The sequence below is a fragment of the Novosphingobium sp. genome, assembly GCF_036820275.1.
GTDB lineage: Bacteria > Pseudomonadota > Alphaproteobacteria > Sphingomonadales > Sphingomonadaceae > Novosphingobium.
On the sequence record NZ_DAISLT010000006.1, the window covers coordinates 40388 to 62979 of the forward strand.

Here is a 22592-nt window from a genome sequence, read left to right on the forward strand (position 1 = left end):
CGTCCCTCGGGGTATTCCCTGGGACGGGGCCGATCCGCAGCGATGTGGGGAGGCTAGATCGATTTTAGCTATAGTAATCCTGCAACGAACGCACTTCAAGTTGGGTCCCGCGCAAGGCGGAAATTGCCTGTGCAGCAGCGACGCTTGCGGTTGCAGTCGTGAAGTAGGGAATCTTGCCGGTCAGCGCCGATGCGCGGATCGACTGCGAGTCCTTGAGGCTCTGCCAGCCTTCTGTGGTGTTGAAGATCAGCGCGATTTCGCCGTCGACGATCTTGTCGACGATGTGCGGACGGCCTTCCGCCACCTTGTTCACCAGTTCCACCGGAACGCCGGCTTCGGTCAGGTACTTGTGGGTGCCCGCCGTTGCGACGATCCTGAAGCCTTCCTTCACCAGCGTCTGGACGCCGGGCAGGATCACGGCCTTGTCGCTGTCCTTCACCGACACGAACACCGTGCCGCTGTCGGGCAGGCGCATGCTGGCGCCGAGCTGGGCCTTGAGGAAGGCGCGCGGGAAGTCGGCATCGAGGCCCATGACTTCGCCGGTCGACTTCATTTCGGGGCTCAGCACCGGATCGACACCGGGGAAGCGCGCGAACGGGAATACCGCTTCCTTGACCGCCATGTACGGCAGGTCGCGCTTGAACGGCGGGAAGTCGGAGAGCTTTTCGCCCGCCATCACGCGGCTGGCGATCTTGGCGACCGGCTGACCGAGCGCCTTGGCGACGAACGGCACGGTACGCGAAGCGCGCGGGTTGACCTCGATAAGGTAGACCTCGCCGTCCTTCACCGCGAACTGGATGTTCATCAGGCCGCGCACGCTGAGACCGAAGGCCAGCGCTTCCGCCTGGCGTTCCATCTCGGCGATGATCTCGGCCGGGAGGCTGTAAGGCGGCAGGGTGCAGGCGCTGTCGCCGGAGTGGATGCCCGCTTCCTCGATGTGCTGCATGACACCGGCCACGACGACCTGCTCGCCGTCGCAAAGCGCATCGACGTCGCACTCGACGGCATCGCGCAGATACTGGTCGATCAGCACGGGGCTGTCGCCGGAAACCTGCACGGCAGTGGTGATGTAGTCGTCAAGCTGCTGCTCGCTGTCGACGATTTCCATCGCACGACCGCCGAGCACGTAGCTGGGACGCATGAGAACCGGATAGCCGATGCGGTTGGCGACGGCGACGGCTTCGTCACGGCTGCGGGCAATGCCGTTGGCCGGCTGCTTGAGGCCCAGCTTCTCGACAAGAGCCGAGAAACGCTCGCGGTCTTCGGCAAGGTCGATCGCGTCGGGCGAAGTGCCGAGGATCGGAATACCGGCATCTTCCAGCGTCTGCGCCAGCTTCAGCGGGGTCTGGCCGCCGAACTGGACGATCACGCCGACGAGTTCGCCCTTCGACTGTTCGACGCGCAGGATTTCCAGCACGTCCTCGCCGGTGAGCGGCTCGAAGTAGAGGCGGTCCGAGGTGTCGTAGTCGGTCGAGACGGTCTCGGGGTTGCAGTTGACCATGATGGTCTCGTAGCCGGCCTCGGACAGCGCGAAGCAGGCGTGGACGCAGCAATAGTCGAACTCGATGCCCTGGCCGATGCGGTTGGGACCGCCGCCGAGGATCACGACCTTCTTGCGCTCGGACGGATTCGCCTCGTTCTCGGGCTCACCGAAGATCGGAGCTTCGTAGGTCGAGTACATGTAAGGCGTCACCGCCTCGAACTCGGCCGCGCAGGAGTCGATGCGCTTGAACACCGGGTGGACGCCCAGCTTGGTGCGCAGCTTGCGCACTTCGTCCTCGCTGGTGGCACCGGCCATGGCGAGCAGCGCGTCGTGCAGCAGGCCCGAGCGCTTGGCCTGGGTCTCGCCCATGCCGCCCGCGACGCCGACCGAGCGCACGGCGAGCGTGGCAAGGCGCTTGTCCGAGAAGCCCATGGCCTTCAGGCGGCGCAGACCCTGCGCATCGACCGGCAGGCCATGCTTCATGACATTCGCTTCTTCAGCGATGATCTCTTCGATGTGGCGCAGGAACCACTTGTCGTAGTGCGCGATCGCGTGGATCTCGTCGACCGTGAAGCCTTCGCGGAAGGCCTGCGCGACATGCAGCAGTCGTTCCGGCGTCGCCTTCGACAGCGCAGCGGTGATCACATCGCGGCCCGCGCCTTCCAGCTCGACCACGCGGTTGAAACCGTCGAGACCGGTTTCGAGGCCGCGCAGGGCCTTCTGCATCGATTCCTTGATGTTGCGGCCGATCGCCATGACTTCGCCGACCGACTTCATCGCGGTGGTGAGGTCGTTCTTGGCGCCCTTGAACTTCTCGAAGGCGAAGCGCGGGATCTTGGTGACGACGTAGTCGATGGTCGGCTCGAACGCGGCCGGCGTGGCGCCGGTGATCTCGTTCATGATCTCGTCGAGCGTGTAGCCGACGGCCAGCTTCGCCGCGACGCGCGCGATCGGGAAGCCGGTGGCCTTCGATGCGAGGGCCGAGGAACGCGAGACGCGCGGGTTCATCTCGATGACGATCAGGCGGCCGTCCTTCGGATTGACCGCGAACTGCACGTTCGAACCGCCGGTCTCGACGCCGATCTCGCGCAGCACCTCGATCGAGGCGTTGCGCATGATCTGGTATTCCTTGTCGGTCAGCGTCAGCGCCGGGGCGACGGTGATCGAGTCGCCCGTGTGGACGCCCATCGGATCGACGTTCTCGATCGAGCAGATGATGATGCAGTTGTCGTGCTTGTCGCGCACGACCTCCATCTCATACTCCTTCCAGCCGAGCAGCGATTCCTCGATCAGCACTTCGGTGGTGGGAGAGGCATCGAGGCCCGAGCGGACGATCGTCTCGAACTCGGCCTTGTTGTAGGCGATGCCGCCGCCGGTGCCGCCCATGGTGAAGCTCGGGCGGATGATCGAGGGCAGGCCGGTGCGCTCCAGCACCGCGAAGGCTTCGTCCATGGTGTGGGCCACGCCCGAGCGGGCCGAATTGAGGCCGATCTTGTCCATCGCGTCGCGGAAACGCTGGCGATCCTCGGCCTTGTCGATGGCATCGGCGTCGGCGCCGATCATCTGCACGCCGAACTTCTCCAGCGTGCCGTCGTTGAACAGCGCCAGCGCGCAGTTCAGCGCGGTCTGGCCGCCCATCGTCGGGAGCACCGCATCCGGGCGCTCCTTCTCGATGATCTTGGCGACCACTTCCGGGGTGATCGGCTCGACATAGGTGGCGTCGGCCATGTCCGGATCGGTCATGATCGTGGCCGGGTTCGAGTTCACCAGGATGACCCGGTAGCCCTCTTCCTTGAGCGCCTTGATCGCCTGCGTCCCCGAATAGTCGAATTCGCAGGCCTGGCCGATGATGATCGGGCCGGCGCCGATGACGAGGATCGAGGAGATGTCTGTGCGCTTGGGCATGGGCTGTCCTGGGGTGTCCTGTGTGTCTTGTATGTCGGACTGGCGGCCTAGGCCACCAGCTCGCCAAACGCCTTGTCCCAGTAATCCGGGCCTTCGGCTTTGGCTTGGAGAATGATCGGGTTGCTGTCCTGTTCCTCGCGGATCACCGCCTTGAACCGGTCAGCCTGAAACTGGTGCATCGAACCGCCGTACTCGCCCTCCGTCGTCGACCAGGCGCCCGTTTCGAGCATCCGGTCGATGAAGGCCTTGCCGGCTTCCTTTGCGTGCTTGCGCACCTTGGGGCCGAACTTGCGAACGGCTACCGAGATCTTGTCCTCGAAGATGAGCTGCAGTTCACCGTAAGGGTAGAACCGCGGCGCAACCGTGAGTTCGGCAGCCTGTCCGGCAATATAGTAAGCGAGCATGTGGTCGATAAGAGCGGTCATTGCATGGCACCTTGCTTTGCACGGGTTTCCGGCGCGAAGGCCGGGAACCCCAGTGCATAGGCAAAGCGACATGCCGGGTCGAAATCTCGCTGGTCCGCACCGGCAATGATCGCCGATGCGGGGTGCGACGCCAGCGCCGCAGCAAGAAACCGACCCGTGACGCCCATCAGGCCAGCATCCCCACGAACTTTTCGAAGAGGTAGAAGCTGTCCTGCGGTCCGGGGCTGGCTTCGGGGTGATACTGCACGCCGAAGGCCTTCTTGCCCTTGATCGCGATACCGCAGTTCGAACCGTCGAACAGCGAGACGTGCGTTTCCTCGACGTTCTCCGGCAGGGTCTGGTTGTCGACCGCGAAACCGTGGTTCATCGAGGTGATCTCGACGACGCCGTCGGTCAGGCGCTTCACCGGGTGGTTGGCGCCGCGGTGACCCTGGTGCATCTTCGAAGTCTGGGCACCGGCCGCAAGGCCGAGCATCTGATGGCCGAGGCAGATGCCGAAGACCGGCACGTCGCGGTCCAGCAGCGACTTGATGACGGGCACGGCATAGGTGCCGGTCGCGGCCGGATCGCCCGGACCGTTCGAGAGGAACACGCCCGCCGGCTCCAGCGCAAGGATGGCATCGAGCGAGGTTTCGGCGGGAACCACCGTCACGCGCGCGCCGGCCTTCACCAGATTGCGGAAGATGTTGTCCTTGGCGCCGTAGTCGATGGCGACGACGTGCGGGAGCGTTTCACCCTCGGCGGCACCGAAGCCCTGGCCGAGTTCCCAGGTCGAGCCTTCCCAGCCCTCCTGGATTTCACGGCTGACGATCTTGGCAAGGTCCATGCCTTCCAGGCCCGGCCATTCCTGCGCCTTCTTGATCAGCGCCGGAATGTCGAACTCACCCGCCGGGTTATGGGCGATCACCGCGTTGGGTGCGCCCTGCAGGCGGATGCGGCGGGTCAGCGCGCGGGTATCGACCCCGGCGAGACCGACCTTGCCCTTGGCGGCAAGCCAGTCGCCGAACTCACCGGCGGAGCGGAAGTTCGAAGGCAGCGTCACGTCCTCGCGGACGACGCAGCCGACGGCGCCGTCGACCTTGGATTCGAGATCCTCGTCGTTGACACCGACGTTGCCGATGTGGGGGAACGTGAAAGTGACGATCTGGCCCGCGTAGGACGGATCGGTCATCACTTCCTGATATCCGGTCATCGCGGTGTTGAAGCAGACTTCGCCGACTGCTTCGGCGACGGCTCCAAAGCCGCGGCCCCAGACCACGTGTCCATCGCTCAGGACGAGAACGCCTGTCGCCCCTTCAGGTTTGGGCGCAAGCGTATATGCGGCGTCGGCCATGGTGGGTCGCTCCGTTTACGGCGTTTCTGACAATGTGTGCTAAGGCCCGCCCGCTAGACAGGGTTGTGCACCGCGTCAAGGCGCGACAGGTGCAATTTGGCGCGCAGCTTGCTAGTTTTGCGGCACGACACTTTCCCAAACCTATCAGAACAGCAGGAAAACAATGCTTCGTGATTCGATCAAGGCCGCCCAGATCACTGCGATGAAGGCAGGCGACAAGCCGCGCCTCGCCGCAGTTCGCCTCATCCTTGCCAAGATCAAGGACCGCGACATCGAACTGCGCACTGCCGATTCTCTTCCGGACGACGATGCCATGGTGATCGACGTGCTCCAGAAGATGGTGAAGCAGCGCCGCGAATCGATCCAGCTCTTCGAAGAAGGTGGTCGCCCCGAGAAGGCCGCCGAAGAGAAGGCCGAGCTGGACGTGATCGAGACCTTCCTGCCCGCCCAGCTCTCCGAGGAAGAGACCAAGGCGATCATCGAGGCCATCAAGGCCGAAGTCGGCGCCGAGAGCATGAAGGACATGGGCAAGGTCGTCGCCGCGCTGAAGGCGCGCCACGGGGCCGAACTCGACATGGGCAAGGCTTCGGGCTGGGTGAAGGCGGCGCTGGCCTGACCTGACACGCGATCGGGCGGCAGGACCGTGCTTACCCCTCAATGGCTCGACCAGCTTCGCACGCGGATAACCCTGTCCGCGCTGATCGGTCGCTCGACCCGCCTGCAAAAGGCGGGGCGCGAGTTCAAGGCCTGCTGCCCGTTCCACAACGAGAAGTCTCCCAGCTTCACCGTCAACGACGAAAAGGGCTTCTATCACTGCTTCGGCTGCGGCGCACATGGAGATGCGATCCGCTGGATGACGGACCATCAGGGCCTGTCCTTCATGGACGCGGTCAAGGAACTGGCGGCCGAGGCGGGGATGGACGTCCCTGCCCCCGATCCGCGCGCGGCCAAGGCGGCGGAGAAGCGCGATACGCTTCATGACGTGATGGCCGCCGCACAGGGCTGGTTCGTGCAGAACCTCTCCTCGCCCGGCGGCGATTCGGCACGCGCCTATCTGGCGACGCGCGGGTTCGACGCCCACACCCTTCAGCGCTTCGGCTTCGGCTATGCGCCGGAAGGGCGGCAGGCGATGAAGGAGGCGCTGGGCTCGTTCCCCGAGGCCATGCTGGTCGAGGCGGGCCTCAGGATCGAAGTCGAGAACCGCGATCCCTACGACCGCTTCCGCGGTCGCCTCATGCTGCCGATCGAGGATGCGCGCGGCCGGGTGATCGCGTTCGGCGGACGCATCCTCACCAAGGAGAAAACAGACGCCCCCAAGTATCTGAATTCTCCGGATACTCCCCTCTTCGACAAGGGCCGCACCCTCTACAACCTGCACCGCGCCGCACCCGCTGCGCGCCAGTCGGGCCGGATGGTGGTGGTCGAAGGCTACATGGACGTGGTCGCGATGGCGGCGGCGGGCATCGGCGAATGCGTCGCCCCGCTCGGCACCGCACTGACCGAGCAGCAGATCGAGATGCTGTGGCGCCACGTCGAAATGCCGATCCTCTGCTTCGACGGCGACGCCGCCGGGCAGCGCGCGGCGATGCGCGCCGTGACCCGCGCCCTGCCCCTGCTGCGCCCTGCCCATTCCCTGCGAATCGTTCGCCTGCCCGAAGGCCTCGACCCCGACGACCTGATCAAGGCCAAGGGCGCACGGGCCATGGAAGAGGTTCTGAACGCGGCCCAGAGCCTGATCGAAGTGCTCTGGGAAGTCGAACGCGATGCCCAGCCGCTCACCACGCCCGAGGACAAGGCCGGTCTCAAGGCCCGCCTGATGGCGCATGTCGATGCCATCCAGCACCCGGATATCGCCAGCCTCTATCGCCGCGAGTTGCAGGACCGCTATTCCGAGTTCGCCTTCCCCAAGCGCGAAAGCCGCTGGCAGCAGGGCGGCGGGCAAAGCGGCCCGTTCCGTTCCGGCCAGCAGCGCGGCGGCCGAGGCAACTTCCAGAACGGGCGGTGGCAACCTCAGCCCGAATCGACGCCGGAATCGCTCGAACGCCTGCGTCGCGCCACCGGCGGGGGCGCGCGCGACGCCCTTTCCGCCGCCGTTCTCGCCGGGCTGATCCGCTTTCCCGGCCTGATCCGGCGCCATGCCGAGGCGCTCGCCCGCACCCCGGATCTCGACCCGCGCTTCGGATTGCTGCTCGATTTCTCCCAGGCAAGCGAACCGCTTGAAAGCGCTCGTCTTGCCACCATATTGATCGACAACGGCCTGGAGATCCCCGGCACCGCAGAATACTCAGGATTGCGCTTCGGGTTCCTGAACACCGAGACAGGCGCTGACCAGGCGGCAGAGGATTTGGCCCAGGCAGTCGATCTCTTGGTTGAGCGTCCGGTTCTGGACGCGGCCTTGGCACGCGCGACGGCACGGTTCGAAAGCGAATTGTCGGACGATGCTTTTGCCGAGCAACAACGCCTCCTCAAGAGAAAGCTGGAATTTGACAGTCGTCTCAGGCAAATGGCGACAAGACAGGCGGCGTCGTCCTGATGGTATAATCAGGTCGAATGCACGGGGATAACGGCGAAGAATGAGCAAGAACGACAACTCCGGCGACCAGAACGACGACGCGCCGCTGATCGATCTCAACGAAGCTTCCATCAAGAAGCTGATCGCCCGCGCCAAACGCCGCGGCGTGATTACTTACGATGAACTGAACGAAGCGCTCCCGCAGGACATGTCGTCCGACCAGATCGAGGACATCACCTCGGCTCTCAACGAGATGGGCGTCAACATCGTCGAGAGCGATGACGATGCCGATGCCGAAGGTCAGGAAGACGGCGATTCGGACCGCGATGCCGATACCGACGAAGCGGACGGCGAAGATTCCGGTCCGCGCATGGCCGTCGAGACCAAGAAGAAGGAAACGGTCGAGCGTACCGACGACCCCGTGCGCATGTACCTGCGCGAGATGGGCGCCGTCGAACTGCTGAGCCGCGAAGGCGAAATCGCCATCGCCAAGCGGATCGAAGCCGGCCGCGACATGATGATCCTGGGCCTCTGCGAGAGCCCGATCACTTTCCACGCCATCATCCAGTGGTCCGAGGCGCTCAACAACGGCGAGATGCAGCTGCGCGAGATCCTCGATCTCGACGCCATGCTGACCAAGGAGCCTGCGCCCGAAAGCCTCAATGAGGACGGCGAGAGCGACGACAACGGCGAGATCAGCGAAAAGACCGCCGGTCCCTCGTTCAAGGACGACGATGATTCGGACGAGGACAACTCCGAGGAAGTCGACGAGGACGGCAACCCGATCCCCAAGCGTCAGGCCGAGGAAGAGGAAGAGGACAACACCCTCAGCCTCGCCCAGATGGAAGCGGCCCTCAAACCTGAAGCGCTTGAGAAGTTCCTGCTCATCACCGAGCTGTTCCAGACTTTCGAACGCCTCCAGTCGGAGCGCCTCGAAGCGCTGGCGCTCGGCATCGATTTCCCCGCCGCCAAGGAAGACCAGTACCATTCGCTGCGCGAGGAACTGACCGCGCAAGTCGAATCGGTGAAGTTCCACGCGACGAAGATCGAATACCTCGTCGACAACCTCTACGCCTTCAACCGCCGCCTCACCACGCTGGGCGGCCAGATGCTGCGCCTGGCGGAGCGTCACAAGGTCAAGCGCGCCGACTTCCTGGAAACCTACGTCGGTCGTGAACTGGACGACACCTGGCTTGCCGAAATGTCCGGGAAGGACAAGAAGTGGGCCGCCTTCGCGGACGCCGAAGCCGATCCGGTCGAGCGCATCCGCGCGGAAGTCGCGGACATCGCCGCCGCCACCGGCATGGCGCTTCCCGAGTTCCGCCGCATCGTCAACATGGTCCAGAAGGGTGAGCGCGAGGCGCGCATCGCCAAGAAGGAAATGGTCGAGGCGAACCTGCGTCTGGTGATCTCGCTCGCCAAGAAGTACCTGAACCGCGGCCTGCAGTTCCTGGATCTCATCCAGGAAGGCAACATCGGCCTGATGAAGGCGGTCGACAAGTTCGAGTACCGCCGCGGCTACAAGTTCTCGACGTATGCCACCTGGTGGATCCGTCAGGCGATCACCCGCTCGATCGCCGATCAGGCCCGCACGATCCGCATCCCGGTCCACATGATCGAGACGATCAACAAGCTGGTCCGCACCAGCCGCCAGTTCCTCCACGAGCAGGGCCGCGAGCCGACGCCCGAGGAAATGGCCGAGCGTCTGTCGATGCCGCTCGAAAAGGTGCGCAAGGTGATGAAGATCGCCAAGGAGCCGATCTCGCTCGAAACGCCGATCGGCGACGAGGAAGATTCGCACCTCGGCGACTTCATCCAGGATACGAACGCGATCATTCCGGTGGATGCGGCGATCCAGGCAAACCTCAAGGAAACGGTCACCCGCGTCCTTGCCTCGCTGACCCCGCGCGAGGAACGCGTGCTGCGCATGCGCTTCGGGATCGGCATGAACACCGACCATACGCTCGAGGAAGTCGGCCAGCAGTTCTCGGTGACGCGCGAACGCATTCGTCAGATCGAAGCGAAGGCGCTGCGCAAGCTCAAGCACCCGAGCCGCAGCCGCAAGATGCGTTCCTTCCTCGATCAGTAAGGAACCGCGATCATTGAGAGAAAAGCCCCGCCGAGACGGGGCTTTTTTTCGCCTACCGTCCGCAGGGCCGCTGGTCGACCACCGCGTACCCCTTCGCGCGCGCCATGCAGGCATTGCTGAACGTCTGGCGCTTACCCCGCTTCACGGCGCAGACCGGCGCATACTCGCGGGTACACATGGCGGGTTTTTCCGGGCGCGGTCGGTGCGGACGATCCGGTCCCGGCATCGTTTCCATGCATCCCGCCAGTACCAGAACACCTGCAATGCCCAACGACGACAGCAAGATACGCTTCATGGCCGATCTCCCGTTTGCCGGTCTGCGCCGGCCAAGCGAGACTGACCCAGCGCTGCGATTTTCGCAAGCCTATGCGGCGTTTCCCGTCCTGAAAGGAACCTAGCCCTTCTCGCCGAGGCTCCGGACTTGCTCGTAAGTCGCAATACTCGCGGCGGGCGCGTCCCATCGCACCCATAGCGCTAGGCCGAAAGCCGCAATCAGCAGCAGTCCTGCGGTGCCGCGCACAACGCCGACCGGCATCGGCGCCCGCAGCGGCACGAGAACCGGCACGGCCATCAGCAGCGAAAGCACGCAGACCATCGGCAGCGCCGGTCCCACCGCCTGAAGCAGCGAATAGCCGAGCAGCAGCGCATATCCCGTTATCAGCGCTGCAACGATCACGAGCAGCACGCGCGGCTCGCGCCGAGGCACAAGCCCGCGCACCAAGGCCGCCGCACCGCCAAGCAGCAGCGGCAGGGTCAGCACATAGGCCGCCGATGGCGCGAAAGCCTGGAACGCGGCGGCGGCCAGCCAGACCGGCAGGACCAGCCCCACTTCGCCGGAAACCGAGGCCGGTCGTCGCCCCAGCAGGAACACCGTCATCGCCATCGAAACGCAGAGAGCAATGCCCTGAAGCCGGGGTATCGCCGCCAGACGATCGTAATAGTTCACCGGCCCGTCCGCACCGGAGACCATGTTCAGCGCCCAGAGCAGCGCTCCGGTAAGAACGACCAGCGCCAGCATCCTCCCCGCGCCGCGCAGCATTTCGGCGGGGTCCGGCCGCCGCGAGGCGAGCAGGCCATAGCCGACAAGCGCCACCGCCAGCATCGCCCAGCCCCACGACGGCGCATAATGGACAGCGAAAAGGCCGAAGACATCGAAGAACACCAGATCCGGGGCGCGGCTGGGCAGATCCGTCGCCTGCGTCAGGGCCTGAGCCAGCCCGAGCGTCTGCTCGCCCATCTGTTGCAAGGAACCGCGATCGAGGTTGGCCGCCGTCGCCAACGGCGAATGATAGAGGCCCGGCCTGCCGATGAAGGCGAAGTTCCAGGCCGAATAGCCGTGCGGAAGGGCAACCGTCAGATCGGTATCGTTCGGCAGGACGCTGTAGATGAAGGTTGCCAGCGACGTCCCCGCCGGATGCGGCGCGGTCTGCGCCCAGAGGCGGGCTACCTCGCCATTGCGGGCCGAGGTCTGGAACAGGTTGGCCTTGCCCCCTCCCCCGCGCGTTTCGAGATTGACGATCGCTCCGATCCGCCGTGCCTCCGCGGCCTGCGCGAAGAACATCCGGGCGCCGAGCAGCCCCGATTCCTCGCCGTCCGTCAGGATCACCAGCACGTCGCGCTTGCGTTGCCGGTCGAGCGAGAGCGCGCGCAAGGTTTCCAGGATGGAAGCCACCCCCGCCCCGTCGTCGGCGGCGGCAGGCGAACCGGGCACGCTGTCGTAATGCGCCATCAGTGCCAGGGCGGGCAGGTTCGGATCGGTCCCCCGCAGCAGGCCCAGTACATTGGTCAGAGGAACGCGCGCCGCTGCCTTGCCTCCCCGCCGGTCCAGTTCCGCGCGGGCTTCGGCAGGAAACTGCCCTTCCTGCGTGCGCACGGTCAGACCCAGTTCGCCGAGGCGCTGCATCAGGTATCCGCGCAAGGCTGCGTGCTCGGCCGAACCGCTGGGATGCGGCGCACGCGCGATGCGTTCGATGTCCGCCATGGCCCGCCCTGCGGAGAATTCTTCAGGGGGCGCATCAGCGGGCGCCGGGCGCGGCGGAGTCGTTCCGAGAACCGCCAGAACCAGTGCCAGAGCCAGCGCAACGATCAGGTGCCTCGAAGATTTCACCGCCAACCCCTTGATAGACGGCAGAAACATCCGCCTTGAAGCAGATAGTGTCAATTCCCCGCGGCCTTTCCCCTGAATGGTTGAAAATGCGGCGTCAACTGGACCAGCCCCTGCCGCATTCCCCGCATTCCTGCGAAAAACGCTTCGAATTTGACCACTTCCGGCAATCGTAGCCGCCGATTGCCAACAATGGTGGCAATAAGACGAACTCGCGACTAAGGGGAGGCGCAACGAATCTCCGCATCAGGACAGGCAGCCCGATCCCATGCGCATTGCGATTGCTTCAGACCACGCCGCCGTCGACCTCAAGGCGACACTGCGTGAATATCTCATCGAACTCGGCCACGAAGTCGCCGATCTCGGCCCCGAAACCGCCGACCGTGTCGATTACCCCGACTACGGCTACAAGCTGGCCTCGGTCGTCGCCGACGGCACCGCCCAGTTCGGCGTCGCGCTCTGCGGCTCCGGCATCGGCATCTCGATTGCCGTGAACCGCGATCCCGCCTGCCGCTGCGCGCTCGTTTCGGAGCCGCTCTCGGCCGCGCTCGCGCGGGAGCACAACGACGCCAATGTCATCGCCATGGGCGCGCGCCTGACCGGCGAAGACATGGCCAAGGCCTGCCTCGATGCCTTCCTCTCGGCCGAGTTCGGTGGCGGACGCCACGCGGGCCGCGTCGAAAAGCTTTCCAACCCCGTCTTCTGAAACGGAGAAACCCGAACATGACTGTAGATACCGCCATCCGTTCCGCCGGTTTCTTCACTGACGGCGTTGCCCAGAGCGATCCCGCCGTCGCCAAGGCGATCGGCCACGAACTCGGCCGCGAGCGCAAGCAGATCGAGCTGATCGCCTCGGAGAACATCGTCTCCAAGGCCGTGCTCGAAGCGCAGGGCTCGGTGCTGACCAACAAGTACGCCGAAGGCTACCCCGGCAAGCGCTACTACCAGGGCTGCGAACCTTCGGACGAAGTCGAAACGCTCGCCATCGAACGCGCCAAGCAGCTGTTCGATTGCCAGTTCGCCAACGTGCAGCCCCACTCGGGCGCGCAGGCCAACGGTGCGGTTCTCCTCGCCACCGTGAAGCCCGGCGACACCATCATGGGCATGAGCCTCGATGCCGGCGGCCACCTTACGCACGGTGCCCGCGCCGCGCTTTCGGGCAAGTGGTTCAAGGCCGTACAGTACGGCGTGACCAAGGACACCCACCTGATCGACTACGATGAGGTCGAAGCCCTCGCCAAGGAACACCAGCCCAAGCTGATCATCGCCGGTGGTTCGGCCTATCCGCGCGTGATCGATTTCAAGCGCATGCGCGAAATCGCCGACGCCGTGGGCGCGCTGTTCCAGGTCGACATGGCGCACTTCGCCGGCCTCGTGGCCGCCGGTCTGCACCCCTCGCCCTTCCCGCACGCGCACATCGCCACCACCACCACGCACAAGACGCTGCGCGGCCCCCGTGGCGGCATGATCCTCACCAATGACGAGGCGCTGGCCAAGAAGATCAACTCGGCGGTGTTCCCCGGCCTTCAGGGCGGCCCGCTGATGCACGTCGTCGCCGCCAAGGCCGTTGCCTTCGGTGAAGCGCTGCGTCCCGAGTTCAAGGACTACGCCGCGCGCGTGATCGAGAACGCGCAGGTCCTCGCCGCAACCCTCAAGGAGCGCGGCGCCGCGATCGTTTCGGGCGGCACCGACACCCACCTCGCCCTGATCGACCTCTCGCCGCTCGGCGTGACCGGCAAGGACGCGGACGAAGCGCTGGAACGTGCGGGCATCACCTGCAACAAGAACGGCATCCCCTTCGATCCGCTGCCGCCGATGAAGACCAGCGGCATCCGCGTGGGCTCGCCCGCCGGCACCACCCGCGGCTTCGGCCCGGAAGAGTTCCGCGAAATCGGCAACATGGTCGCCGACGTGCTCGACGGCCTTGCCAAGTGCGGCGAAGCGGGCGACGCTCAGGTGGAGCAGAACGTGCGCGCGCGCGTTGAGGCTCTGTGCGATCGATTCCCGATCTACGAGGACTGATTTCAGGAGCCTTGGTGCCATGACCGACCCGAACCGCCCCAACGACAACGGTGATTTCATCTCGGACGCTCGCCACGAGCTTGCCGGAATGCTTCAGGATGGTCTCGACCATCCGTCGACCAAGCCGGTGCTCGCCTGGGGCGCGGCCGGGGCGGTCGCCGGCCTCGTGCTGCCGTTCGTGTCTATCCCGCTCGGCCTTGCGGTCGGTGCGGGATACCAGTTCTACAAGCGCGTGCGCCCCTGAAGACTGTTGTGAAGACTTGAGAGTAACCGACTGAATGCGCTGTCCTTTTTGCGCCCACGATGATTCCCAGGTCAAAGACAGCCGCCCGACCGAGGACAACACGGCGATCCGCCGCCGCCGCCAGTGTTCCAGCTGCGGCGCGCGGTTCACCACGTTCGAACGCGTGCAGCTTCGCGAGATCACCGTCGTCAAGAGCGACGACACCCGCGAGCCGTTCGATCGTGCCAAGATCGAGAAGTCGGCCACGCTCGCCTGCCGCAAGCGCGGGATCGAGCGGGAAAAGATCGACCAGCTGGTCTCCGGCGTGCAGCGGCAGGTCGAGACCCTCGGCGAATCCGAAGTCTCCTCGCGCGAGATCGGCGAGATGGTGATGGAAGGTCTGCGCCAGCTCGATTCGGTAGCCTATATTCGTTTTGCCTCGGTCTACCGCGCCTTCAACGAAGCGCGCGATTTCGAGGAATTTGCCGGGACGGTGCGCGATGTCGCAGGTCCGGGCGCCATGGAAGGTCGCAGCGATGACTGACGTACAGAAGCCGGTCATCGTGCTGGTCCGCCCGCAGCTGGGCGAGAATATCGGCAAGGCGGCGCGCGCCATGCTCAACTTCGGCCTGGCCGAAATGCGCCTCGTCGCCCCGCGCGACGGCTGGCCCAACCCCTCGGCCGGTCCGGCCGCTGCCGGTGCCGACGTGGTGCTGGAACATGCCGAAGTCTTCGAGACGCTGGCCGAAGCCGTGGCCGACTGCGCCAACGTCTACGCCACCACCGTCCGCAAGCGCGGCGTCACCAAGCCGGTGGTCACCCCCGAGCAGGCCGCGCGCGAAGTGCATGAAGCAGCCCGCACATCCGGGGGCCGCTCGGCCTACGTGTTTGGCCCCGAGCGTTCGGGCCTGGAAACCGAAGACGTTGCGCTGGCCCGCGCGATCCTGACGGTGCCGATCAATCCCGAGTTCGCCTCGCTCAACCTGGCGCAGGCGGTGATCCTCTGCGCCTACGAATGGTCGAAGGGCGCCGTCGGCTCGGGCGAACTCGCGCAGCCCACGCAGGAGGAACTGCTTCCCCCTGCCCCGCAAGACGAATTGGAAGGCCTTATCGGCCACTTCGAGCAACTGCTCGAACCCAAAAACTATTTCTGGCCCGAAACGCGTGCGGCAGCCAATCGGCTGACCTTGCGCAACCTGCTGACGAAGCCGGGCTGGAATCACCTCGAAGTGCGCACCCTTCGCGGTGTGCTCTCTGCCCTCGGAAACGAGCGTCGCCCGCGGAGTTGATTTTTGGCCCGGCTGATGCCGGGTTGCGGTACCGGCCCACGCCCCCACCCGACCTCCCACTCAAGTATACTGCCGATGGGAGGTCGGGTGGGGGCGTGGGCCGGTGCCGCAAGAATTCGCTAGCAGCGAATTCTTCAAAAACACATCTCGCTTGACTTTCACACCCGAGCCCGTATGGGGCACCCCTTCACATGGCGCCTGCCTTCTTGACAGGTCCGTCCATTCGGCCCCGCACCCCGGTGAAGCGGCGGCCGCATTCCGCGAAATAGGTGGAATGGTGCGCCCCGGGAAAACATGGACCGCCTCCACAGTGGAAGCGGCAGCAGAAAAGGAGACGACTTATGTCGAAGCGTAAAAGCGCCAAGTATAAACTCGACCGCCGCATGGGCGAGAACATCTGGGGTCGCCCGAAGAGCTCGGTCAACCGCCGCAGCTACGGCCCCGGCCAGCACGGCCAGCGCCGCAAGGGCAAGCTGTCGGACTACGGTCTGCAGCTGCGCGCCAAGCAGAAGCTCAAGGGCTACTACGGCGACGTGACCGAGAAGCAGTTCAAGGCTACCTACCAGGAAGCCTCGCGCATGAAGGGCGACACCGGCCAGAACCTGATCGGCCTGCTCGAACAGCGCCTGGACATGGTCGTGTACCGTTCGAAGTTCGCTCCGACCATCTTCGCGGCTCGCCAGATCGTTTCGCACGGCCACATCCGCGTGAACGGCGTGAAGTGCAACATCGCTTCGCGTCGCATCCGCGTCGGCGACGTCATCAGCCTGGGCAACAAAGCCAAGGAAATGGCGCTGATCATCGAAGCCCAGAACCTGCCCGAGCGTGAAGTCCCCGACTACGTCGCTCAGGACGGCACCGACAAGGTGACCTTCGTCCGCGTCCCGACGCTCGACGAAGTGCCCTACCCGGTGAAGATGGAACCGAACCTGGTCGTCGAGTTCTACTCGCGCTAAGTTTCGGGCCTATCGGCCAGAAATAGAAAGGGCGGCTCCCTCGCGGAGCCGCCCTTTTTCTTTATGCGCCAAACCGCCGGAAAATGAGCCGAATCGAGCGTGCTGTCAGGGAACGGACATGGAACTTGTGCATTGGGTTTTCACCATGTCCCGATATCGATTCATTACCCCAAACCGCACCGGCAAATGGTATCCCGACCTCGAAACCGCGAAGCAGTTCGCGGCGGAGATCGGTGCAGGTTTCCTGGATTCCCGAACCGGCCGCTTCGTTGCCTATGTAGGCACCAAACTCGAAATCGGCGCCCTCCACGACGATCTGCAAGAGGGCCTGGAGCCAGCCTGATCCCGTTAGATACGAATACACCCGAGAAGCATCGCTGCTTCCCGGGTGTCTGATCGCATTTCCAGTGCTGGCTTGTGGCTGAAAGCTATCCGCCACGCCCCCGGAAATAATCGCGCCGGAAGTCGGCGGCGAACTGCGCGAACACCCCTCCAGCGATGGCATCGCGCATGCCCTGCATGAGTTGCTGGTAGAACGAGATATTGTGCTCGGTCATCAGCATCGATCCGAGAATTTCGCCTGAGCGCACGAGATGATGCAGGTAAGCCCGGCTGTAGGTGCCGCAAGTCGGGCACTTGCAGCGCTCGTCGAGCGGGTTGTTGTCCTCGGCATGGCGGGCGTTGCGCAAGTTGAGCGGGCCGTTCCAGGTGAACGCCTGGCCGTTGCGGCCCGAGCGGCTCGGCAGCACGCAGTCGAACATGTCGACGCCGCGCTCCACCGCGCCGACGAGATCGTCGGGCTTGCCCACGCCCATGAGATAGCGCGGACGATCGGCCGGAAGCTGGCCGGGTGCGAATTCGAGGGTCGAGAACATCGCCTCCTGCCCCTCGCCAACGGCAAGGCCGCCGATCGCATAGCCGTCGAAGCCGATATCGATCAGCGCGTCGGCCGAGGCCTTGCGCAGGCCCTCGTCGAGGGCACCCTGCTGAATGCCGAAGAGTGCGGAATTGGCGGCATGTTCGCCGCCCGCGTCGAAGGCGTCGCGGCTACGCTTCGCCCAGCGCATCGACATTTCCATCGAGCGCGCAATGACGTCGCGGGGCTGGTCGATCTTCGGGCACTCGTCGAAGCACATGACGATGTCGGAGCCGAGCAGGCGCTGGATTTCCATCGAGCGCTCGGGCGTCAGGAGGTGGCGCGATCCGTCGAGGTGGCTGGCGAAGGTCACGCCGTTCTCGGTGATCTTGCGTAGGTCCGACAGGCTCATCACCTGATAGCCGCCGCTGTCCGTCAGGATCGGGCGGTCCCAGTTCATGAACTTGTGCAGCCCGCCCAGCCGCGCGACGCGCTCGGCGCCGGGACGCAGCATCAGGTGATAGGTGTTGCCCAGGATGATGTCGGCGCCGGTGGCGCGCACGTCCTGCGGCTTCATCGCCTTCACGGTGGCGGCCGTGCCGACCGGCATGAAGGCCGGCGTGCGGATTTCGCCGCGACGCATCTTGATCGTGCCGGTGCGGGCCTTGCCGTCGGTGGCGTGGATGGAGAATTCGAAACGGGGGTTCATGCCCCGCCCGTTACAGACTTCAGAAGCCGTAGACCAGCGAGAAGCGCGAGATCGTGTCGGTCCGCAGCGATCCGTCCGGCGGCGAGGTTTCGTGCTCGATCGAATAGGACATGCGCGCCTTCAACCCCTTGGCCATGCCGGCTTCGAGGCCGGTCGCCGAAGTGAAGGTGCTGTTGCCGGTCTCGACATAGGACGAGGCATCCTGCGTCAACTTGATCGTTGGGCTCATCTGCCAGTCGAAATCGATCGAAGTGAGCGCCGACCAGGTCGTCTCCTTGGGCACGGTGACATAGCGCGTGCGGCGAAGCGCCGGGCCGACTTCCATCGACAGCGTCACATTGTCGCGTTTCAGGACGCGATAACCGAGACCGCCCGACAGCGAGTAACGGTCGAGGAAGCCCTGGATGCGGTCCTTCTCGTATTGCATGCGGCCGTAGGTGAAGAGACCGTCGTTCAGGGTGTAGCGCGGCTGGTAGCTGGCGCCATACTGCTCGCGCGAGACGACGCCGCGATCCTTCTGATAGTCCGCGTTGAGCTGGACCGTATGCTGCCAGTTGAGGCCCTTGCGGTCGAGCTTGACCGCGCCGGTATAGCCGAAATTGCTGGTGTTCCCGGTTGCCCGGAAGGCGCCCAGCTCCACCTTACCGGTCCAGAGTTCCAGCAAGGCGGCGCGACGGATACGCTCGCGCTCGGCATTGGCCTTGTCCGCGATTTCCTGCGCATTCGCATCGAGGAAGACCTGGTGGATCGCGCGGATCTCATCCTTGTCGTAAGGCTGGGTCGCGAGCGCCGCCTTCACCACGGCGCCGACGACCGCGGAATCCTTGGTCTTTACCGCCGCCTGGATCATCGTCCTGACAGTGTCGGGAAGACGCGGCGCCGGCGCGGCGATGAAGGGCGGCGGCGCGACGTAGTCGGGCAGCACGAGGCGCACCGGCAGTTCCTCCACGGGATCCACCGGAACGACTTCAAGACCTGGAAAGACGTGAAACTGGAATGCGTCGAACGGGTTCGAAGGGAGATCCTGAGCCTGTGCGGGGAGCGCCGCAACCAGAGAAGAGGCACCCAAGGAAACAGCGAAACGCATTGTCATGAAACGATATTACCTACTCAGGCGCGCAGGCGCCAGCCCGTGCGGAAGATCCAGGCGATGACCGCCACGCAGAGCACGAGGAAGCCCAGCGTCATGCCCAGCGACAGGCCGATGGGGAAATCGGAACTGCCGTAGAAGCACCAGCGCAGACCGTTCACCAGATAGACCACCGGGTTCACCATCGCGACCGAGCGCCAAGGCTCGGGCAGAAGGTCGATCGAGTAGAACGTGCCGCCGAGGAATGTAAGCGGGATGATGAACAGCACCGGAACGATGCCCAGTTTTTCGAAGCTGTCGGCCCAGATCCCCAGAATAAAGCCAAGAAGGGAAAAACTGGCTGAAACCAAGAGGATAAAACCGAGAGCGTAGAACGGGTGGGCGATCGTGTAATCGACGAAGAATGTCGCGGTTACGAGGATGATTGCAGCTAGAATCAGAGACTTGGTAGCGGCTGCTCCGACGAATCCGATCAACGTTTCGGCCACGCCGACCGGCGCCGAGAGCAGTTCGTAGATCGCGCCGGTGAAGCGGGGCATGTAGATGCCGAAGCTGCCGTTCGAGGTGCTCTCGCTGAGCAGCGTCAGCAGCAGCAGACCCGGCACGATGAAGGCGCCGTAGTTCACCCCGGTCATCCCGGAATCCATCTTGGACCCGATCGCCGCGCCGAACACGACGAAATAGAGCGTCGTCGTCAGGACCGGCGCCAGGATCGACTGCATGGCAGTCCGCAGGGCACGCATGACTTCGCGCTTGTAGATGGTCCAGGCGCTGCGCGCGTTGAAGGCGATCATGCCGCCGCTCCTTCCAGAAGATCGACGAAGATGTCTTCGAGGCTCGATTCACGAATGTCGATCGAGGTGTAATCGATGCCGTTGGCCACGAGGTCCTTGGTAAGCTGCGCCACCGCCGCCTTGCCGCCGCCCACGCCGTCGCCGCCGCGGTAGAGCAGTTCCTGCCCGCCGTCCGCGAGCGTGAGATTGTAGTCAGCCAGCACGTCCGGCACCGCGGCCAAAGGCGTGGCCAGGCCGATATGGGCCTCGGTACGACCCAGGCGCTTCATCAGCGAGCGGGTTTCCTCGACCATGCGAATGCTGCCCGCCTGGATGATGCCGACCCGGTCGGCCATTTCCTCGGCTTCCTCGATATAGTGCGTGGTGAGGATGATCGTCGTGCCCTGGTCGCGCAGCTTGGCGATCTGCGCCCACATGTCGCGGCGAAGTTCGACGTCGACACCGGCGGTCGGCTCGTCGAGGAACAGCAGATCGGGTTCGTGGGCCAGCGCCTTGGCGATCAGCACGCGGCGCTTCATGCCGCCCGAGAGCGCGCGGATCTGCGCCTTGCGCTTGTCCCAGAGGCTGAGCGCGCGCAGGATTTCCTCGATCCGCTCAGGGTTCGGCGCAAGGCCATAGAGGCCGCGGGAGTAGTTCACGGAATGGAGAACCGTCTCGAACATGTCGGTCGCCAGTTCCTGCGGAACCAGACCGATCCGCGCGCGCAGGCTTCGCCAGTTGCGGCTCATGTCCTCGCCGAAGGCCCGCATGGTGCCGCTGCTGGGCCGCACCAGCCCGCAAACCGCGCCGATCAGCGTAGTCTTGCCGGCGCCGTTCGGCCCCAGCAGCGCGAAGATCTCTCCCTTGTTGATCGTGAGGTCCACGCCCTGGAGTGCCGTGAAGCCCCCGGCGTAAGTCTTGGTCAGACCGCTGATTTCGAGAATGGGTTCCATGCCCCGCGTGATGCGCGAAACCGGTGACAGTTCCAAGTCCCCTCAGGGCAAAAGAAGGCTGGAATCTCCGTAGGAATAGAAGCGGTAACCCTCGCCGATGGCATGGCCGTAGACTTCCTGCATCCGCTCCAGCCCCATGAGCGCCGAGACCAGCATGAAGAGCGTGGACTTGGGCAGGTGGAAGTTGGTCATCAGTCCGTCGATCGCCCTGAAGCGGTAGCCGGGGGTGATGAAGATCGAGGTGTCGCCTTCGAACGGCCGAATCACATCATCTTCGCCGGTCGCGCTTTCGAGCAGGCGCAGGCTGGTGGTGCCGACCGCAACGACCCGGCCGCCCGCCGCGCGCGCGGCGTTGAGGCGGTCCGCCGTCTCGGCATCGATGCGGCCCCATTCGGCATGCATCTTGTGGTCCTGCGTCTCGTCCGCCTTGACCGGCAGGAAAGTGCCCGCCCCGACATGGAGGGTCAGCGTCTCGCGCTTGATACCCGCCGCATCCAGCCGCTCGATCAGTTCGGGCGTGAAGTGCAGCGCGGCAGTCGGTGCGGCGACGGCACCCTTCTCGCGCGCGAACATCGTCTGGTAGTCGCTGGCGTCCTGCTCGTCGGTATCGCGCTTGCCCGCGATGTAGGGCGGCAGCGGCATGCGCCCTGCCCGTTCCAGCAGGACTTCGACCGGCTCGCCGCCCTCGAACAGCAGCGTCCAGCTGCCGTCCTCGTGACGCTCTTCGGCGAGTGCGGTGACGTCGGCGGGAAATTCGATGCGGTCGCCGGCCTTGAGGCGCTTGGCATTGCGGACGAAAGCCTGCCAGCGGCGCAAATCGATCCGCTTGTGGAGCGTCGCGCCGATCTTCGCCTCGCCGCGGCGCCCTTCGAGCTGGGCGGGAATGACGCGGGTGTCGTTGAAGACCAGAACGTCCCCGGCGCGCAGTTCGCCGGGAAGATCGTGCACCTTGCGCTCGTCCAGCGCACCCTGGTCACGGCCCTGCACCACCAGCATCCGCGCCGAATCGCGCGGACGCGCGGGGCGAAGGGCAATGTTCTCGGGCGGAAGTTCGAAGTCGAAAAGGTCAACGCGCATGGGGCGCCCCTCTAGAGGCGCGCTCCCTGCGCGTCACGCCTTTTCGCGAAAGTCAGTTCGACTTCGAGTTTGTCAGCTGGTCGGCCGTGATCTTGGCCGGAACCGGGGCGACCGGAGCGGGCGGCGGCGGCGCCTTGTTTTCCGAAGCCAGCGACGCCTGCACGATCTTGGTCGGGTTCTGCGGCGGCTCGCCGCGCTGGATCGCGTCGACGTACTGCATGCCCGAGATCACGCGGCCGAAGTTGGTGTACTTCCGGTCGAGCGAAAAGCGCGGGTAGAACACGATGAAGAACTGGCTGTTCGCGCTGTTCGGCTCGTTGGTGCGCGCCATCGAGACGGTGCCGCGGACGTGCGGCATCGCGTTGAATTCGGCGGTGAGGTCGGGAAGCTGCGAACCGCCCTGCCCGGTGCCCGTCGGGTCGCCGGTCTGCGCCATGAAGCCGTCGATCACGCGGTGGAAGATCTGGCCGTTGTAGAAGCCCTGCGCGGCCAGCGTCTTGATCCGCTCGACATGATGCGGCGCCCATTCCGGCATGAGGCGGATGGCGACGCGGCCGCCGTCCGAAAGATCGAGCAGCAGCACGTTCTCGGGTTGGTGAGTCACGTCCGGATCGACGAAAGTCGGCAGCGCCGCCACCGGCGGAGTCGGGGTCGGGTCTTCCTTCTTCTTGGCCAGAGCGGGCGTTGCTGCCAGCGCCAGGCCGATCATCGTCGCGGTAAAGGTCAGGCGGAACTTCATCGAATACTCACAGGAAGGAAGCCGTTCAGGTCAGGGGCGATAGTGCCCCGGTGC

The 22592-nt window shown here is 64.8% G+C and carries 22 protein-coding genes; 10 read left to right on the forward strand and 12 right to left on the reverse strand.

Features of this window, described 5'->3' with window-relative positions; translation table 11 throughout:
* Positions 1-64: 64 nt before the first annotated feature.
* Genes carB through carA form a run of 4 tightly spaced genes read right to left on the reverse strand, consistent with a single transcriptional unit; the run spans position 65 to position 5146 of the window.
* Positions 65-3388 carry a carbamoyl-phosphate synthase large subunit gene (carB, locus tag V7066_RS06680; protein WP_334182296.1) on the reverse strand — a complete coding sequence of 1108 codons (3324 nt, stop codon included), beginning with the start codon at positions 3386-3388 and terminating at the stop codon, positions 65-67.
* A 47-nt stretch (positions 3389-3435) separates the two neighbouring features.
* Positions 3436-3813: a hypothetical protein gene (locus tag V7066_RS06685; RefSeq protein WP_334182297.1), complete on the reverse strand. Its 378-nt coding sequence runs from the start codon at positions 3811-3813 to the stop codon at positions 3436-3438.
* On the reverse strand, positions 3810-3980 hold the full coding sequence (locus V7066_RS06690; RefSeq protein ID WP_334182298.1) for a hypothetical protein: 171 nt from the start codon (positions 3978-3980) through the stop codon (positions 3810-3812). The genes V7066_RS06685 and V7066_RS06690 overlap by 4 nt, the downstream gene beginning before the upstream one ends.
* Positions 3980-5146 (reverse strand): glutamine-hydrolyzing carbamoyl-phosphate synthase small subunit, encoded by a 1167-nt coding sequence (carA, locus tag V7066_RS06695; RefSeq protein WP_334182299.1) that lies wholly within the window; start codon positions 5144-5146, stop codon positions 3980-3982. Before carA ends, V7066_RS06690 begins: the two co-directional genes overlap by 1 nt.
* Before the next feature lie 163 nt (positions 5147-5309).
* On the opposite strand from carA, the gene V7066_RS06700 reads away from it, so the two are divergent.
* The 3 genes from V7066_RS06700 to rpoD are packed head-to-tail and all read left to right on the forward strand — an operon-like array spanning position 5310 to position 9747.
* Positions 5310-5762, forward strand: coding sequence for a GatB/YqeY domain-containing protein (locus V7066_RS06700; RefSeq protein ID WP_147220533.1), 453 nt, complete (start codon positions 5310-5312; stop codon positions 5760-5762).
* 27 nt (positions 5763-5789) lie between these two features.
* Complete coding sequence (gene dnaG / locus V7066_RS06705) at positions 5790-7679, forward strand: DNA primase (RefSeq protein ID WP_334182300.1); 1890 nt, start codon at positions 5790-5792, stop codon at positions 7677-7679.
* 40 nt (positions 7680-7719) lie between these two features.
* A complete protein-coding gene (gene rpoD / locus V7066_RS06710; RefSeq protein WP_334182301.1) occupies positions 7720-9747 on the forward strand; it encodes an RNA polymerase sigma factor RpoD in 2028 nt (675 codons plus the stop codon).
* A 52-nt stretch (positions 9748-9799) separates the two neighbouring features.
* Here the strand turns inward: rpoD and V7066_RS06715 are convergent, their stop codons facing one another.
* Positions 9800-10042 carry a hypothetical protein gene (locus tag V7066_RS06715; RefSeq protein WP_334182302.1) on the reverse strand — a complete coding sequence of 81 codons (243 nt, stop codon included), beginning with the start codon at positions 10040-10042 and terminating at the stop codon, positions 9800-9802.
* A gap of 99 nt (positions 10043-10141) precedes the next feature.
* Complete coding sequence (locus tag V7066_RS06720; RefSeq protein ID WP_334182303.1) at positions 10142-11854, reverse strand: M20/M25/M40 family metallo-hydrolase; 1713 nt, start codon at positions 11852-11854, stop codon at positions 10142-10144.
* Positions 11855-12119: 265 nt separating this feature from the next.
* Here V7066_RS06720 and rpiB point away from each other — a divergent pair, with 265 nt between their 5' ends.
* The 7 genes from rpiB (at position 12120) to V7066_RS06755 (ending at position 16684) form a co-directional block, all read left to right on the forward strand.
* Positions 12120-12557 carry a ribose 5-phosphate isomerase B gene (gene rpiB, locus V7066_RS06725; protein ID WP_159827962.1) on the forward strand — a complete coding sequence of 146 codons (438 nt, stop codon included), beginning with the start codon at positions 12120-12122 and terminating at the stop codon, positions 12555-12557.
* A gap of 17 nt (positions 12558-12574) precedes the next feature.
* Positions 12575-13873 (forward strand): serine hydroxymethyltransferase, encoded by a 1299-nt coding sequence (gene glyA, locus V7066_RS06730; RefSeq protein WP_334182304.1) that lies wholly within the window; start codon positions 12575-12577, stop codon positions 13871-13873.
* 19 nt (positions 13874-13892) lie between these two features.
* On the forward strand, positions 13893-14117 hold the full coding sequence (locus V7066_RS06735) for a hypothetical protein (protein WP_147220526.1): 225 nt from the start codon (positions 13893-13895) through the stop codon (positions 14115-14117).
* A 34-nt stretch (positions 14118-14151) separates the two neighbouring features.
* Positions 14152-14640 (forward strand): transcriptional regulator NrdR, encoded by a 489-nt coding sequence (gene nrdR, locus V7066_RS06740; protein WP_147220525.1) that lies wholly within the window; start codon positions 14152-14154, stop codon positions 14638-14640.
* Positions 14633-15385, forward strand: a complete 753-nt coding sequence (locus V7066_RS06745) for an RNA methyltransferase (RefSeq protein WP_334182305.1) — start codon at positions 14633-14635, stop codon at positions 15383-15385. The genes nrdR and V7066_RS06745 overlap by 8 nt, the downstream gene beginning before the upstream one ends.
* Positions 15386-15726: 341 nt before the next feature.
* The gene (gene rpsD, locus V7066_RS06750) at positions 15727-16341 is read left to right on the forward strand and encodes a 30S ribosomal protein S4 (protein WP_086490306.1); all 615 of its coding nucleotides are present in this window, start codon (positions 15727-15729) and stop codon (positions 16339-16341) included.
* Between the two features lie 118 nt (positions 16342-16459).
* Positions 16460-16684, forward strand: a complete 225-nt coding sequence (locus V7066_RS06755; RefSeq protein ID WP_334182306.1) for a hypothetical protein — start codon at positions 16460-16462, stop codon at positions 16682-16684.
* 85 nt (positions 16685-16769) lie between these two features.
* Here the strand turns inward: V7066_RS06755 and tgt are convergent, their stop codons facing one another.
* The 6 genes from tgt to V7066_RS06785 are packed head-to-tail and all read right to left on the reverse strand — an operon-like array spanning position 16770 to position 22538.
* Positions 16770-17906 (reverse strand): tRNA guanosine(34) transglycosylase Tgt, encoded by a 1137-nt coding sequence (gene tgt / locus V7066_RS06760; RefSeq protein ID WP_334182307.1) that lies wholly within the window; start codon positions 17904-17906, stop codon positions 16770-16772.
* A 19-nt stretch (positions 17907-17925) separates the two neighbouring features.
* A complete protein-coding gene (locus tag V7066_RS06765) occupies positions 17926-18999 on the reverse strand; it encodes a DUF481 domain-containing protein (protein WP_334182308.1) in 1074 nt (357 codons plus the stop codon).
* Positions 19000-19016: 17 nt separating this feature from the next.
* The gene (locus tag V7066_RS06770; RefSeq protein ID WP_334182309.1) at positions 19017-19790 is read right to left on the reverse strand and encodes an ABC transporter permease; all 774 of its coding nucleotides are present in this window, start codon (positions 19788-19790) and stop codon (positions 19017-19019) included.
* Positions 19787-20722: an ABC transporter ATP-binding protein gene (locus V7066_RS06775; RefSeq protein WP_334182447.1), complete on the reverse strand. Its 936-nt coding sequence runs from the start codon at positions 20720-20722 to the stop codon at positions 19787-19789. The genes V7066_RS06770 and V7066_RS06775 overlap by 4 nt, the downstream gene beginning before the upstream one ends.
* A gap of 42 nt (positions 20723-20764) precedes the next feature.
* Positions 20765-21799, reverse strand: a complete 1035-nt coding sequence (gene queA, locus V7066_RS06780; protein ID WP_334182310.1) for a tRNA preQ1(34) S-adenosylmethionine ribosyltransferase-isomerase QueA — start codon at positions 21797-21799, stop codon at positions 20765-20767.
* A gap of 52 nt (positions 21800-21851) precedes the next feature.
* Positions 21852-22538, reverse strand: coding sequence for a peptidylprolyl isomerase (locus tag V7066_RS06785; protein WP_334182311.1), 687 nt, complete (start codon positions 22536-22538; stop codon positions 21852-21854).
* Between the last annotated feature and the right edge of the window lie 54 nt (positions 22539-22592).

Excerpts from the sequence above, each read along its gene's own strand:
- carB (WP_334182296.1), bottom strand. The coding sequence starts at position 3,388 with ATGCCCAAGCGCACAGACATCTCCTCGATCCTCGTCATCGGCGCCGGC.
- V7066_RS06685 (WP_334182297.1), bottom strand. The coding sequence starts at position 3,813 with ATGACCGCTCTTATCGACCACATGCTCGCTTACTATATTGCCGGACAG.
- V7066_RS06690 (WP_334182298.1), bottom strand. The coding sequence starts at position 3,980 with ATGGGCGTCACGGGTCGGTTTCTTGCTGCGGCGCTGGCGTCGCACCCC.
- carA (WP_334182299.1), bottom strand. The coding sequence starts at position 5,146 with ATGGCCGACGCCGCATATACGCTTGCGCCCAAACCTGAAGGGGCGACA.
- V7066_RS06700 (WP_147220533.1), top strand. The coding sequence starts at position 5,310 with ATGCTTCGTGATTCGATCAAGGCCGCCCAGATCACTGCGATGAAGGCA.
- rpoD (WP_334182301.1), top strand. The coding sequence starts at position 7,720 with ATGAGCAAGAACGACAACTCCGGCGACCAGAACGACGACGCGCCGCTG.
- V7066_RS06715 (WP_334182302.1), bottom strand. The coding sequence starts at position 10,042 with ATGAAGCGTATCTTGCTGTCGTCGTTGGGCATTGCAGGTGTTCTGGTA.
- rpiB (WP_159827962.1), top strand. The coding sequence starts at position 12,120 with ATGCGCATTGCGATTGCTTCAGACCACGCCGCCGTCGACCTCAAGGCG.
- glyA (WP_334182304.1), top strand. The coding sequence starts at position 12,575 with ATGACTGTAGATACCGCCATCCGTTCCGCCGGTTTCTTCACTGACGGC.
- V7066_RS06735 (WP_147220526.1), top strand. The coding sequence starts at position 13,893 with ATGACCGACCCGAACCGCCCCAACGACAACGGTGATTTCATCTCGGAC.
- nrdR (WP_147220525.1), top strand. The coding sequence starts at position 14,152 with ATGCGCTGTCCTTTTTGCGCCCACGATGATTCCCAGGTCAAAGACAGC.
- V7066_RS06745 (WP_334182305.1), top strand. The coding sequence starts at position 14,633 with ATGACTGACGTACAGAAGCCGGTCATCGTGCTGGTCCGCCCGCAGCTG.
- rpsD (WP_086490306.1), top strand. The coding sequence starts at position 15,727 with ATGTCGAAGCGTAAAAGCGCCAAGTATAAACTCGACCGCCGCATGGGC.
- V7066_RS06755 (WP_334182306.1), top strand. The coding sequence starts at position 16,460 with ATGGAACTTGTGCATTGGGTTTTCACCATGTCCCGATATCGATTCATT.
- tgt (WP_334182307.1), bottom strand. The coding sequence starts at position 17,906 with ATGAACCCCCGTTTCGAATTCTCCATCCACGCCACCGACGGCAAGGCC.
- V7066_RS06765 (WP_334182308.1), bottom strand. The coding sequence starts at position 18,999 with ATGACAATGCGTTTCGCTGTTTCCTTGGGTGCCTCTTCTCTGGTTGCG.
- V7066_RS06770 (WP_334182309.1), bottom strand. The coding sequence starts at position 19,790 with ATGATCGCCTTCAACGCGCGCAGCGCCTGGACCATCTACAAGCGCGAA.
- V7066_RS06775 (WP_334182447.1), bottom strand. The coding sequence starts at position 20,722 with ATGGAACCCATTCTCGAAATCAGCGGTCTGACCAAGACTTACGCCGGG.
- queA (WP_334182310.1), bottom strand. The coding sequence starts at position 21,799 with ATGCGCGTTGACCTTTTCGACTTCGAACTTCCGCCCGAGAACATTGCC.
- V7066_RS06785 (WP_334182311.1), bottom strand. The coding sequence starts at position 22,538 with ATGAAGTTCCGCCTGACCTTTACCGCGACGATGATCGGCCTGGCGCTG.